14 protein-coding genes are annotated in these 12,961 nt (G+C 58.9%); 8 read left to right on the forward strand and 6 right to left on the reverse strand.

The window, feature by feature from the left end; translation table 11 throughout:
- Window position 1 precedes the first annotated feature (1 nt).
- The 6 genes from arfB (at window position 2) to rpmB (ending at window position 5,021) form a co-directional block, all read left to right on the forward strand.
- Complete coding sequence (arfB, locus tag FIV46_RS06190; protein ID WP_139939526.1) at window positions 2–424, forward strand: alternative ribosome rescue aminoacyl-tRNA hydrolase ArfB; 423 nt, start codon at window positions 2–4, stop codon at window positions 422–424.
- A 45-nt stretch (window positions 425–469) separates the two neighbouring features.
- Window positions 470–1,417, forward strand: a complete 948-nt coding sequence (gene dmeF, locus FIV46_RS06195) for a CDF family Co(II)/Ni(II) efflux transporter DmeF (RefSeq protein ID WP_139939528.1) — start codon at window positions 470–472, stop codon at window positions 1,415–1,417.
- Between the two features lie 157 nt (window positions 1,418–1,574).
- Complete coding sequence (locus tag FIV46_RS06200; RefSeq protein ID WP_139940040.1) at window positions 1,575–3,110, forward strand: SulP family inorganic anion transporter; 1,536 nt, start codon at window positions 1,575–1,577, stop codon at window positions 3,108–3,110.
- On the forward strand, window positions 3,110–3,544 hold the full coding sequence (locus FIV46_RS06205) for a GNAT family N-acetyltransferase (protein ID WP_139939530.1): 435 nt from the start codon (window positions 3,110–3,112) through the stop codon (window positions 3,542–3,544). Before FIV46_RS06200 ends, FIV46_RS06205 begins: the two co-directional genes overlap by 1 nt.
- A gap of 42 nt (window positions 3,545–3,586) precedes the next feature.
- Window positions 3,587–4,555: a methylmalonyl Co-A mutase-associated GTPase MeaB gene (gene meaB, locus FIV46_RS06210; protein WP_139939532.1), complete on the forward strand. Its 969-nt coding sequence runs from the start codon at window positions 3,587–3,589 to the stop codon at window positions 4,553–4,555.
- 172 nt (window positions 4,556–4,727) lie between these two features.
- The gene (gene rpmB, locus FIV46_RS06215; protein ID WP_139939534.1) at window positions 4,728–5,021 is read left to right on the forward strand and encodes a 50S ribosomal protein L28; all 294 of its coding nucleotides are present in this window, start codon (window positions 4,728–4,730) and stop codon (window positions 5,019–5,021) included.
- An 81-nt stretch (window positions 5,022–5,102) separates the two neighbouring features.
- On the opposite strand, the gene FIV46_RS06220 is transcribed toward rpmB, so the two are convergent.
- Window positions 5,103–6,197 carry an esterase-like activity of phytase family protein gene (locus tag FIV46_RS06220; protein ID WP_181163079.1) on the reverse strand — a complete coding sequence of 365 codons (1,095 nt, stop codon included), beginning with the start codon at window positions 6,195–6,197 and terminating at the stop codon, window positions 5,103–5,105.
- 255 nt (window positions 6,198–6,452) lie between these two features.
- Between FIV46_RS06220 and FIV46_RS06225 the strand changes: the two genes are divergently transcribed.
- Window positions 6,453–7,034 (forward strand): TetR/AcrR family transcriptional regulator, encoded by a 582-nt coding sequence (locus FIV46_RS06225; RefSeq protein ID WP_219845928.1) that lies wholly within the window; start codon window positions 6,453–6,455, stop codon window positions 7,032–7,034.
- Between the two features lie 27 nt (window positions 7,035–7,061).
- Here the strand turns inward: FIV46_RS06225 and cobT are convergent, their stop codons facing one another.
- Genes cobT through FIV46_RS18335 form a run of 3 tightly spaced genes read right to left on the reverse strand, consistent with a single transcriptional unit; the run spans window position 7,062 to window position 10,543 of the window.
- Window positions 7,062–8,921, reverse strand: coding sequence for a cobaltochelatase subunit CobT (cobT, locus tag FIV46_RS06230; protein WP_139939540.1), 1,860 nt, complete (start codon window positions 8,919–8,921; stop codon window positions 7,062–7,064).
- A gap of 15 nt (window positions 8,922–8,936) precedes the next feature.
- Complete coding sequence (gene cobS / locus FIV46_RS06235) at window positions 8,937–9,947, reverse strand: cobaltochelatase subunit CobS (protein WP_139939542.1); 1,011 nt, start codon at window positions 9,945–9,947, stop codon at window positions 8,937–8,939.
- Window positions 9,944–10,543: a J domain-containing protein gene (locus tag FIV46_RS18335; protein ID WP_139939544.1), complete on the reverse strand. Its 600-nt coding sequence runs from the start codon at window positions 10,541–10,543 to the stop codon at window positions 9,944–9,946. Before FIV46_RS18335 ends, cobS begins: the two co-directional genes overlap by 4 nt.
- A gap of 108 nt (window positions 10,544–10,651) precedes the next feature.
- On the opposite strand from FIV46_RS18335, the gene FIV46_RS06245 reads away from it, so the two are divergent.
- On the forward strand, window positions 10,652–10,924 hold the full coding sequence (locus FIV46_RS06245; protein ID WP_139939546.1) for a BolA family protein: 273 nt from the start codon (window positions 10,652–10,654) through the stop codon (window positions 10,922–10,924).
- A 222-nt stretch (window positions 10,925–11,146) separates the two neighbouring features.
- Here the strand turns inward: FIV46_RS06245 and FIV46_RS06250 are convergent, their stop codons facing one another.
- Window positions 11,147–12,022 (reverse strand): AEC family transporter, encoded by an 876-nt coding sequence (locus FIV46_RS06250; protein ID WP_139939548.1) that lies wholly within the window; start codon window positions 12,020–12,022, stop codon window positions 11,147–11,149.
- Complete coding sequence (locus FIV46_RS06255) at window positions 12,022–12,915, reverse strand: LysR family transcriptional regulator (RefSeq protein ID WP_139939550.1); 894 nt, start codon at window positions 12,913–12,915, stop codon at window positions 12,022–12,024. Before FIV46_RS06255 ends, FIV46_RS06250 begins: the two co-directional genes overlap by 1 nt.
- Window positions 12,916–12,961 lie beyond the last annotated feature (46 nt).

Raw genomic sequence — 12,961 nt, forward strand, 5'->3', positions numbered from 1 at the left:
CATGATCGAAATCACCCACAACATCCATATCGACGAGGACGAGATCGAGGAGCAGTTCATCCGCTCGCCGGGACCGGGCGGGCAGAATGTGAACAAGGTCTCGACCGGGGTGCAGTTGCGCTATGACGCCAAACACTCCGCCGCCATTTCCCCGGCCCTGTTCGCCCGGCTGCGCACACTCGCCGGCCAGCGCATGACCAAGGACGGGGTGCTGGTGATCAGCGTCCATGAGACCCGCAGCCAGGCGCGGAACCGGGAGCTGGCGCTGGAGCGGCTGGTCGAGCTGATCCGCCAGGCGACCCATGTGCCGAAAAAACGCACGCCGACCAAACCCAGCCGCGGCGCCAGGGAACGCCGGCTTGAGGGCAAGAAGAAACAGGGCGCCCTGAAAAAAACACGTGCCAAGGTCAATCTGAACCAGTAAAAAGAATTCTCAGAGGAATAAAAAGAACAGGGTATTTTCAGAAGTATGGATAATCTCGAGCGCTGGCAGCCGAACCACGACTTTCATCTTGAAAATAAACAGGGGGAGAAGAGCACCTTCCGGGTGATCCTGCTGACCCTGTTCATGATGGTGATCGAAGTGGGTGCCGGGCTTATGTTCGGCTCCATGGCGCTGCTGGCCGACGGGCTGCATATGGGCACCCATGCCGCTGCGCTCGGCATCACCCTGTTCGCCTACGGCTATGCCCGCAAGCATGCGGAAAATGTCCAGTTCAGTTTCGGCACCGGCAAGGTCGGTTTCCTTGGCGGCTATACCAGCGCCATCGTGCTCGGCATTGTCGCCCTGCTGATGGTGATTGAATCCGTCTCCCGCCTGATCACGCCCGAGGCGATCCAGTTCAACGAAGCGATCCTGGTGGCGGTGGTCGGCCTGATCGTCAACCTGGTCAGCGCCTGGATGCTGAAGGACAGCCATCACCATCACCACGATCACGGGCACGATCATCATCATGATCACTCCCACGACCATGGACACGACCATGGCCACGAGGACCATAATTTGCGCGCCGCCTATATGCATGTGCTGGCCGATGCCCTGACCTCGGTGCTGGCCATCGTCGCGCTGTTGGCCGGCAAGTCGCTGGGCTGGGTGTGGATGGACCCGCTGATGGGCATCGTCGGCGCCGTGATCATCAGCAAATGGGCATGGGGCCTGATGAAGGAAACCGGCCACGTGCTGCTGGATCGGACCGAAGATCCCGCGCTCCGGGTGAAAATCATCGACGCTATCGAAAAGGAAACGGGTGACCATGTGGTCGACCTGCACCTGTGGCAGGTCAGCCCACACAAGAAGGTGGCCATGCTATCTATCGTCTCCCGCGATCCCAAAGCGCCGGAGCATTACCGGGCGCTGCTGCCGGACATTTCCGGCCTCGACCATATTACCATCGAGGTGCATGCCTACGAGGCCTAGGCTTTGACCAATAATTCCCGGTCTGCTGTTGCGGCGCAGCGTGAATTGCTTTATGCAGGCCCCTGAACAGGAAAAGGCCCCCCGGGGCCGGACAGGGTATAACGTGACCAACAGGATAGAAACAGGGGGCGGCGCAGGGCCGTCCTTTTTACGCGGCATGTCCGCGGGACAGATTAAAACCGAGCTTTTTTCCGGCCTGACCGTGGCCCTGGCTTTGGTGCCGGAGGCGGTCGCCTTCGCCTTTGTCGCCGGGGTCAATCCGCTGGTCGGCCTGTATGCCGCCTTCATGGTCGGGCTGATCACCGCCCTGTTCGGCGGTCGTCCCGGCATGATCTCCGGCGCCACCGGGGCGCTGGCCGTGGTCATGGTGGCTTTGGTGGCCGATCACGGGGTGGAATATCTGTTCGCCACCGTGGTGCTGATGGGCATTTTCCAGATCCTGGCCGGGGTATTCCGGCTCGGCAAGTTTATCCGCATGATCCCGCATCCGGTGATGCTCGGCTTTGTCAACGGCCTGGCGATTGTGATTTTCCTGGCCCAGCTCGGCCAGTTCAAGGTCCATAATGCGGCCGGGGAAAAGGTCTGGATGACCGGCGAGCCGCTCGCCATGATGCTGGGCCTTGTGGTGCTGACCATGTTCATCATTCATTTCATGCCCAAAATCACCAAATTCGTTCCCGGGCCGCTGGCCGCCATCCTCGGCGTCAGCGCCGTGGTGATCGGCTTTGACCTGGATGTGCCGCGGGTCGGCGACATGGCCTCCATCGCCGGCGGCCTGCCGGAGTTTCATCTGCCGATGGTACCGCTCAATTTTGAGACGCTGGAAATCATCTTCCCTTATGCCCTGATCCTGGCGGCGATCGGCCTGATTGAATCGCTGCTGACCCTCAACCTGGCCAATGAAATGCTGGAGAAAAAGGGCGGCGCCAGCAAGGAATGCGTGGCCCAGGGCATGTCCAATGTGGTGACCGGCTTCTTCGGCGGCATGGGCGGTTGCGCCATGATCGGCCAGAGCATCATCAACCTGAAATCCGGCGGCCGCCATCGCCTGAGCGGCATTACCGCGGCGCTGTTTTTGCTCGCCTTCATCCTGTTTGCTTCCGGCCTGATCGAGCAGATTCCGCTCGCCGCCCTGGTCGGCGTCATGTTCATGGTGGTGATCGGCACCTTTGCCTGGGCCACCTTCAAGATCCTGATGGTGATTCCCCGGGCCGACGCTTTCGTGCTGCTGCTGGTGACCGGGGTTACGGTTTACAGCGACCTGGCCGTGGCAGTGATTGCCGGGGTGATTGTCTCCGCGCTGGTCTATGCCTGGCAGGCGTCGAAACGGATTGACGCCAAGGTGCTGATCGACATGCAGGGCAGCAAGGTTTACCGGCTTAACGGTCCGCTGTTCTTCGGCTCGGTGGAAAGTTTCAATGCCCTGTTCGATCCGGCCCAGGATCCGGACGATGTGATCGTCGATTTCATCAACAGCCGGGTGGTGGATCATTCCGCGCTGCAGGCCATCGACAGCATGGCCGAGAAATATGAAAAGGCCGGCAAGAAGCTGCATCTCCGCCACCTGAGTCCGGATTGTCAGAAGCTGCTGACACGGGCCAGAAAATTCATGGAGGTTTCCGTGATCGAGGATCCGCATTATGGTGTGGCGGTGGATTATCCCGAGGAAGACGAGATGGAGGCCGCCAGATAATGAAGGACAGGGAAGCTTACCAGTATAGTTTCGATAAGGAGCGGCTGCAGCCGGACGTCATTCATGGTTTCCTGACCCAGTCCTACTGGGCGGACGGCATCCCGCTGGATACGGTGCAGAAGTGCATCGACGGCTCCCTGTGTATCGGTGTCTATGATTCAGACGGCGTCCAGGCCGGCTTTGCCCGGGTGGTGACCGACCGGGCGAGCTTCGCCTATCTGGCCGATGTGTTTGTCCTGCCCGATTATCAGGGGCAGGGACTGGCCCGGGAACTGGTCTCCCGGCTCCGGGCTCATCCGGAGCTGCAGGGGCTTCGGCGCTGGATGTTGGCGACCCGGGATGCGCACGGGGTCTATGCCAGGCTCGGCTTCGAGCCGGTGCAAAACCCGGACATCTTCATGGAAATCAATGTTCCGGATATCTACAAGTCATAATCCCTCTGTACTTTCCGGGACTTGACCCTTAAAACCATAATCATGGACATCGAGAGCTTGAAAGACGGAATCCTCCAGGGACAGCGCCGGGCGCTGGCCAAGGCGATTACGCTCAGCGAATCCACCCGCGCCGACCATCAGGCCGAGGCCCAGCACCTGCTGACCGCGCTGCTGCCCCATACCGGCAAGGCGATCCGGCTTGGCTTTACTGGCACGCCCGGGGTCGGCAAATCCACTTTTATCGAGGCCTTCGGCACTTACCTCACCGAACAGGGCCTCAAGGTGGCGGTGCTGGCCATCGACCCGTCTTCGACCCTCAACGGCGGCTCGATCCTTGGTGACAAGACCCGCATGGAACAACTGAGCCGCAATCCCAAGGCGTTCATCCGGCCGTCGCCGTCCGGCGGCAGCCTCGGCGGCGTCGCGCGCCGTACCCGCGAAGCACTGCTGATGTGCGAGGCGGCGGGCTATGACGTGATCCTGATCGAGACCGTGGGCGTCGGCCAGTCGGAAGTGGCGGTGGCGGAGATGGTCGACATGTTCCTGCTGCTGCTGTCCCCCGGTGGCGGCGACGATCTGCAGGGCATCAAGCGCGGCATCATGGAGCTGGCCGACCTGGTGATTGTCAACAAGGCGGACGGCGACCTCAAACCGGCGGCCAAGCGGGCGGCGGCGGACTACAGCCTGGCGCTGCACCTGATGCGGCCGAAAAGCCCCAACTGGACGGCGCAGGTCTGCCTCGCCTCGGCGCTCAAGGGCACTGGGCTCGAGGAAATCTGGCAGGCGGTCGGCGACTATCGCGACAAGCTGACGGGCAGCGGCGAACTGGCCGCCAACCGGGCCGAACAGGCGGTATCCTGGATGTGGTCGGAAATCCATGACCAGCTGGTGGACCGCTTTCGTGAGCATCTGCCGGAGAAGCTTGAAGAGATGGAACAGGCGGTGCGTGACGGCAAACAGCCGCCGACCGCCGCGGCCCGCACCCTTCTGGAGGCCTTTCTCGCCGGATAGGCGCGTCCCCTGACGCCGGGGCGTTTTTTTTGCCCCGGAGGCGGGATATTGCTTGACGTGATATGGCCTATCCCCTATATACCCCTTTCAAGTTTTACAGGGCCTCCCGGCGATTCTGTTGAGTTATTGGTGATGGCCCGGATAGATAACGTTTAAAAACAAGGACAAAGCAATGTCACGCGTATGTGAATTGACCGGCAAAAGTGTGATGAGCGGCAACAACGTCAGCCATGCCATGAACAAGACTCGTCGCCGTTTCCTGCCGAACCTGACCAAGGCAACCCTGCTCAGCGACGCCCTGGGTCAGTCCGTAGGCCTGCGGATCTCCACTCACGCCCTGCGCTCCGTCGAGCATAACGGTGGCTTGGATAACTTCCTGCTGAAATCCCGCGATGAGAACCTGTCCCTCAAGGCCCGTCGCCTGAAAAAACAGATCAAGAAAAAGGTTGCTGAAAAAGCTGCCTAAGCAATCTGTAAAATGAATTTACGAAGAGCCGCTCACCTGAGCGGCTTTTTTTGTGCCTGAAATCAGAAAGTGAGTGGAAGGTCAGCGGTTGCCGGCCACCAGGCCCATGGTCTGGGCCAGCTGCTGGCCGGAAAATGCCGGCTGCGGCTGCTCGGGCTTTTCTTCCTGGTCCAGGCGGAACATCATCAGCAGGTTGCGCTGCAGCGGATTGAAGTTGTTGTCGGACATCATATAGACAATGGTTTCACCGGCCTCATTCTGCCGTACCGCCAGGGCTTCCATATTATCGATGTTATAGGGGAACTCCATGCAGGCGATCACTTCGCCCTTCAGTTCGGTGCCTTCCCGAATGTCGGCGGCCTTGATGTGACGCAGGCGGCTGGCCATACCGCGGGCAAGGGAGAAATGCCGCTCCAGCACCAGGACATCCCCGTCCGGCAGGGTGGCCATGTCGGTCGGGCGATAAAGGTCCGTCAACTCATAGGTCAGCGGCAGAACCGCGCCGCGGCCGATGATCCAGGCCCGGGCCATGCCGTTGTTGCTGTTTTCCAGGGCGGCTTCGGAGATGGCCAGCATCCGTCCGTCGGTCAGGGTGGTCAGGGCCTCAATCCCCAGGTTTTTGGGCAGTCCTTCCAGAACCGGGGACAGATCCGGGGCGAAGGAAATCACCTGGGCGTTTGACTTCAGGACGGAGTCAAAGTTCAGGGTGGAGCTTGCCTGGTAATAACGGAATCGGTGGTCATTTTCAAAAGACACCACGAGTCCCCCGCTGTCCACCAGGGTGACGGCTTCAGCATCACTTTCCTTGCCACGATATTGCCGGCCTTTTTCATCTGAAAGCGGGCTCATTTCGCCATTCTGCAAACCGACAAGATGTCCCTTGTCGTACATCACATTGGCCAGAAACCAGAAGCCACGGTCCGAGACGCCCAGAATCCTGTCGCCGTCGGGACTGATGACAAAGCCTGAAATGCCGCCGAAAGAGGCGCTGTTGCTGAACAGTTGAACGCCCCCCAGATAGGTGAGGGCGCCGGCTTTGTTTTCGGAAATATTCTTGTGATTCAAGGGGATAGAGATCGACTTGAGGTCGATTTTCCGGATCTTCTCAGGAACGGGGGTGTCCCCGGCATGGCTAAGGGTCGGCAAAGTCGTCAGGACGACCGCAAGCCAAAACATCAACTGTCTGGTAAATCCACTGGCCAACATAGTTATAGCTAATCCCATAAAACCGCTAGAAAATCCACTTAAATTTCCACGAGTTAAGGAAAATCAATTCCTTAAAGTTGAATGTTTCCCATAAGATTATGTTAAGATTTTGGTGAAAGACTGGGCGCGGCAAAAAAAAATGTAATAATATAGAGAAAGCAGCGAATGCAGACTCAATTGGCAAATCATATGGATCCAGAGAGTTTGCCGGCCGGGGGACAGACTGTGCAGGAAAACCAGAAGGACCAGACTACGACAGACACGACCGCTGACAGACTTGTTTTGTCGGCGCTGGCACTGATGCGCAAACAGGGCTATCACAAGACGACCCTGGAAGACATCGCCGATGATGTCTGCCTGCCGCTGGACAAAGTCACCGACTGTTTTGCAACCAAGGCGGATCTCTGCCTGCAGGTGCTGGACCGCCACAACGAACACCTCAGTGAAATTTTTTCCAAAACCGAGGAACAGTCCAATCCCCGCCAGCGCCTGAGCAGCCTGATTGACAGCCTGGTGGACGAAGGGGAAAGCCTGGTGAAATACGGCTGCCCGATTACCCGCCTGTTCCTCGATCTGAAAAATGAATCACCGGAACTTGAGCAGGCGGCAACGGCATTGGTCAACCGGCGCCTGGAATGGATTACCGAGCAGTTTCGTCTCATGAGTTTTGTGGATGAAGCGCCGGATCTGGCCGCCCGCCTGACCGGGGCCCTTTACGGGGTCACCCTGCTGTCTTCGGCCGCCGGGGATGAAACCATCCTGCGCAACCAGCTCAACCAGCTGAAAAGCTGGATCCGCTCCATGTAGATTCCTTCCCGGAATTACAGAAACCAGTTAGTGAAGTTTTCGCCGGCCCGGCTTGTCATCGAACAGGTCGGCCAGTTGTTCCGTAATGGCGCCGCCGAGTTGTTCCGCATCCATGATGGTGATGGCGTTCTGGTAATAACGGGTCACGTCATGGCCGATACCGATCGCCAGCAGCTCTACCGTTGATTTCTTCTCGATCCAGTCGATGACCGCCCTCAGGTGGTCCTCCAGGAAATTGGCGTTGTTGGAAGACAGCGTGCTGTCATCCACCGGGGCGCCGTCGGAAATGACCATCAGGATGCGACGCTCCTCCGGTCGGCCAACCAGCCGGTTGTGAGCCCACAGCAGGCTTTCGCCGTCGATATTTTCCTTCAGCAGGCCCTCCCGCAACATCAGGCCAAGGTTGGTGTTGGCCCGGCGCCAGGGAGCGTCGGCAGTCTTGTAGATAATATGCCTCAGGTCGTTGAGCCGACCCGGGTTTTTCGGCTTGTTGTCTTCCAGCCACTGGGTGCGGGACTTGCCGCCTTTCCAGGCCTTGGTGGTAAAGCCGAGGATCTCCACCTTGACACCGCACCTCTCCAGGGTGCGGGCCAGGATATCGGCGCACATGGCGGCGATGGTGATGGGCCGGCCGCGCATGGAGCCCGAGTTGTCGATCAGCAGGGTCACGACCGTGTCCTTGAACTCGGTCTCATTTTCCATTTTGAAAGACAGCGGGTGCATCGGATTGGTGACGACCCGGGTCAGCCGTGCCGTATCGAGAATGCCTTCTTCCAGGTCGAAATCCCAGGACCGCATCTGCTGGGCCATCAGCATGCGCTGCAGCCGGTTGGCGAGCTTGGTCACCATACCCTGCAGGTGGCTTAACTGCTGGTCCAGGGTTTTGCGAAGATGGATCAGTTCGTCCGGGTCGCACAGTTCCTCAGCGGCGATGATTTCGTCATATTCGGTGGTATAGACCTTGTAACTGGTGATCGGTCCCTGGCCGGGGTGATTGCTCATGTGGGACCAAGGCACCTCGGACATCTGTTCCAGGGCCGCTTCGTTCATCAGGTCTTCCAGTTGCTCCGGCGTCAGTTCGGCGCCGGCCTCCGCGCTTGAGCTTTCGTCGGGGCTCTCCCCCTGGTCGCTCATGTCGGCGGCGGCATCCGAGGACTGTTCGCCCTCGGTATCCTGTTCGTCCTGGTCCTGCTGCTGGTCCTGTTGCTCCTGCTCGTCCTGCTCGCTGTCCTCCGGCTCCTCGTCCGGATTGAGGTTTTCGGCCAGGCCGAGGTCGGAAATAATCTGGCGACTGACCCGGGCAAAAGCGGCCTGGTCTTCCATGGCCGCCATCAGCTGGTCAAGATGCTGGGAGGCCTTTTCCTCGATCAGCGGCCGGAGCGCATTGACGGCTTCCCGGGCTTCCTCGGGCGGTGCCTGGTGGGTCAGTTTTTCCCGCACCAGAAGATTCATCACATCGCCCAGGGCGGCGTCGTCCAGGTTGCTGGACGCGGTCAGCGAATGATCTTTGTAATATTTGTTGGTCAGGGCATCCAGGTTGCCGGCCACGCCTTTCATATGGGTGCTGCCGATGGCTTCGACCCGCGCCTCTTCCATGGCGTCATAGATGGCCCGGGCATCGGGCAGCGTCGGGGCATTCCTGCGGTGCAGGACGTCGTTATGGAACCTTTTGCGCAGGGCATAGGCGTCGCCGTAACCCCGGGCCAGGGTGACTTCCCCCGCGGGCAGGTCGTGGCTCACCAGGGGCAGGCGCGCGCTCTCCCCCGGCCGGGCATTTGCCTCCGGGCCGAAGGTCACATCGATTTCGGCATTACCGGCCAGCGCCCGGACGGTGGAGGTCACCGCCTGCTTGAATTTTTCTATCTGCCGACCGTTCGATTTGCCCACGAGAAAGTCCGCCGGTTAATTGACAACCGGTCCGCTGCCGGCGAGACCCGGAGCGGCCGCTTCCGGCAGTTCCTCGCCAAAGCAGCGCTGGTAATATTCCGCGACCAGGGGACGTTCCATCTCGTCACATTTGTTGAGGAAGGTCACCCGGAAGGAAAAGGCCGGATCGTTGAAAATGGCGTTGTTTTCCGCCCAGGTCAGCACCGTCCGCGGCGACATAACGGTGGAAATGTCGCCGTTGATGAAACCGTTGCGGGTCAGGTCGGCGACCTGGACCATCTGCTTGATCAGCTTCTTGCCGTCGTCGCTGTTGAGCGACGGCATCTTGGCCAGGATGATGTCTTCTTCCATCTCATGGGCCAGGTAGTTAAGTGTGGACACAATGCTCCAGCGGTCCATCTGCCCCTGGTTGATTTGCTGGGTGCCGTGATAGAGACCGGAGGTGTCGCCGAGGCCGATGGTATTGGCGGTGGCAAACAGGCGGAACGCCGGATGCGGGCGGATCACCTTGTTCTGGTCCAGCAGGGTCAGCTTGCCGGACACTTCCAGGATACGCTGGATCACAAACATCACGTCCGGGCGCCCGGCGTCATATTCGTCGAATACCAGGGCGGTCGGATGCTGCAGGGCCCAGGGCAGGATCCCTTCCTGGAATTCCGTAACCTGTACCCCGTCCTTGAGCACGATGGCGTCCTTGCCCACCAGGTCGATACGGCTGATGTGACTGTCCAGGTTGATCCGGATACAGGGCCAGTTGAGGCGCGCGGCGACCTGTTCGATATGGGTGGACTTCCCGGTACCGTGGTAACCCTGGATCATCACCCGGCGGTTATAGGCAAAGCCAGCTAGGATGGCGAGGGTGGTGTCATGGTCGAAAATATAATTTTCATCCAGATCAGGGACGTGCTCGTCCGTCTCGGCAAAGGCCGGCACTTCCATGTCGCTGTCGATGCCAAAAACCTGTCGAACGTTGACCTTGATATCGGGGAGGTCTGTGTAACTTTGTTCGGATCCTGAAACTGTCATTCTGAACTTCCTGATTTGAGGCTGGTCATATGATGGTAGGCGTTGACGATTTCCTTGAATTTCTCCTCGGCGGACTCGTCATTGCTGTTCACATCCGGATGATACCGCTTTACCAGCTTTTTGTATGCATTCTTTATGTCGGTGATCGAAGCCGATTCGTCAAGGCCGAGGACAGCCAATTGGCGCATATCTTCGGCGCGATAAGTGCTTTTTCCCGGATCTGGCGCAGATTTTTCCGTAAAACGGCCGGCAAAGCCCGCCAGGTCTTCGAAAATGCCCAAATCATCGCGGAGGCCGTCCATTCCCATCGCGCCCATCGCGCGCGCGCCCATGCGCCAGGTTGGCCGGTGCCAGGTCTGGCTTGAGCGCTGCCAGGCGTGGATCTGGTCCTGGTCCATGTCGGCGAAGAAATCCCAGTTCTTGTTATAGTCCCGCACATGGTCCTTGCAGAACCAGTAATAATCGTTGAGCCGGTCCCGGGATTTGGGCGCGCGATGCTGGCCTTCCGCGCTGCACTCGGGGTGATCGCAGCAGCGGCTGTCCTTCTTTTGTCCCAAGTCGAGGCCGGGATGGGGGCGGGCTGTGTTGTCAGTCATACGTAATAAATATATCGCTGCGGGCAAATTTCAAAATTTATCTTCATCAAGGCTTGAATAAGAAGCGTTTCCGGCGCACATAGAAGGAAGCGAAAGGGACAAATAAACATGAAAGTTGCAGCCTCCATCAGGGAAAAACTGACCCGGGAACTAGCCCCGGCCAAACTTGATGTCATCGACCAGTCCTGTAATCATGCCGGTCACAGCGGCACGCGGCCGGAGGGGGAAACCCATTTCCATGTGGTTGCCGTGGCCGCCGCCTTTGACGGGCTGAACCGGGTCGCGCGCCAGCGGCTGGTTTATAAGATCCTGGCTGACGAGCTGGCCGGCCCTGTTCACGCCCTTTCCCTGGACCTCAAAAGTCCGGCCGAGGCATCCTGAAGAAAAATTTAATATACCCAACGGCCTTGTTTTTATTTGTTTTTTATATCGTTTGGTGATATTGAAATTTTATACAATCATCTGGATCCTGGTGTTCAAGAGGTGGGAACGGGGCTCAGGCAGTTAAGGCAGAGCCGGGATTATATGGAGGATTGTTCCTGTGTGGTAACAGGTTTGTGTGGTAACGACAATAAAGCCCCGTCCCAATCTTTCCGAATTTTTCTACAACATGTACGTCAGCAGCAGCGGTACCGTCACCACTGAAATCAGGGTGGAGAAGAAGACCAGTGCGGCTACTTCCTGGGGGTTGCGGTTATACTGGGCGGCCAGCAGGTAACTGAGAACGGCCACCGGCATGCTGCTCTGCAGGATCAGGACATTCCTTTCCAGACCGGTAAAGCCAAACGCCATGGCCACCAGCAGGCCGATGCCGGTGCCAAGTGCGATCTTGAACACGGACAAGGCGATCAGCTGGCCGGAATTTTCCACTTTCAGGCGGGCGAGCGAGGCGCCGAGGGTGAGCAGCATCAGCGGGATGGTCAAGCCGCCGAGAAGCTCCGACGTATTGCTTAGCCACCCGGGTGGCGTCGTGCCGCTCAGGATGAAATAGAGCGCAAGGCCGAGGCCCCAGAAAAGGCTGATCCGGGTCAGGCTGGCCGCGCTCATTTTGCCGTGACTGATAAACAGGGCGACCGTCAGCTGAAACACAGAGGACATGGCCATAAAGATTACGCCCAGCCCCAGTCCGGCTTCGCCAAAGGCAAACAGGCACAGGGGCAGCCCGATGTTGCCGCTGTTGGTGGAATAGAGGGCAATGATATAGCCCCGTCCGGGCAGGCGCAGCAGGTAGGTGGCGAGCGCGCTTGCCAGCAGCATGAAAAGGATCACGATAAGCGACGCAATCGTGAATACACCCGAATCCAGAAGGTCGCTGCCAAGTCCGATCAGGCCGTTAAACACCAGCGCCGGCGTTCCGACATTCATGTTGAGTTTGGTGATAAAATCCGATGGAAACTCCTGTCCCCGTTTGACCCAGCCATATCCGATCATGGTGATCAGGAAGACGGGGGCGGTGACGGCGAAAAGTTCGGCAAACATCAGGGGTTACCTTTATAGGCCAGATCGGGGAGCTGGCTTTTTGCATACATACTGAACCGGCTGAGCAGGCCTTCCCTTTCCGGACTCAGATGATGGGCGGTCCAGATCAGGCCGATCTGTCTTTCGAAGTCATATCCCTCCATGGGCAGGCGCGCAACCCCTTCCATGGTATATTGGTCGGGCATGGTGGTGAAGCCGATGCCGGCCGCCACCATCATCAGGGCCCGTTCATCCTGCGGGGTGCGATAAACCAGGCGCGGCCGTACATTATGGTCGGTAAAGAAACGGCTGGTCTCGCTCAGGATTTCGCAACGGGACCGCACGATGGTCGGGGCGTCGGCCAGATCGCGGGGCTGGATGATATCCTTTTCCGCCAGCGGGTGGTGGGCCGGGATGGCCAGGGAATAGCGGTCCCGATACAGCGGCACGGTCTTGCCCTTCTGTCCGGGGCGCAGGATGGTGAGGGCGATATCCACCTGGCCGGAATCGAGCCGGTTGAGGATTTCCTGTTCGGTGCCTTCGAACAGCTCGACCACCAGCCCGCCTTCCTCCCGCAGATAGGGCTGCAGCAGGCTTTGCGCGGTTTCCGCCGGGATGGTCATCAGTACCCCGAGCCTGAGGATCTTGGGGTTGTCGGTGTCGCCCATTTCCGCCTCGGCCAAGCTGACCTGGTGCAGGATCGCCTTGGCCCGGTCGACAAAGCGGCTGCCGCTTTCGGTCAGGAACACCCGCTTGCTGGAACGGTCGAACAGCTTGGTGTCCAGCGCCGCTTCCAGTTTCTGAATCCCGGCCGACAGGGTCGGCTGGGTGACATAGACCCGTTCCGCCGCCTTGGTGAAGCTGCCGGTTTCCACCACGGCCAGGAAATATCGGAGCTGGTAGAGTTCAATCATTCTCGATGTCCTTGGTGCTTCGCGACAGAATAATAGAAAACTTCTA

The sequence above is a fragment of the Emcibacter nanhaiensis genome, from assembly GCF_006385175.1.
Classification (GTDB): Bacteria; Pseudomonadota; Alphaproteobacteria; order Sphingomonadales; family Emcibacteraceae; genus Emcibacter; species Emcibacter nanhaiensis.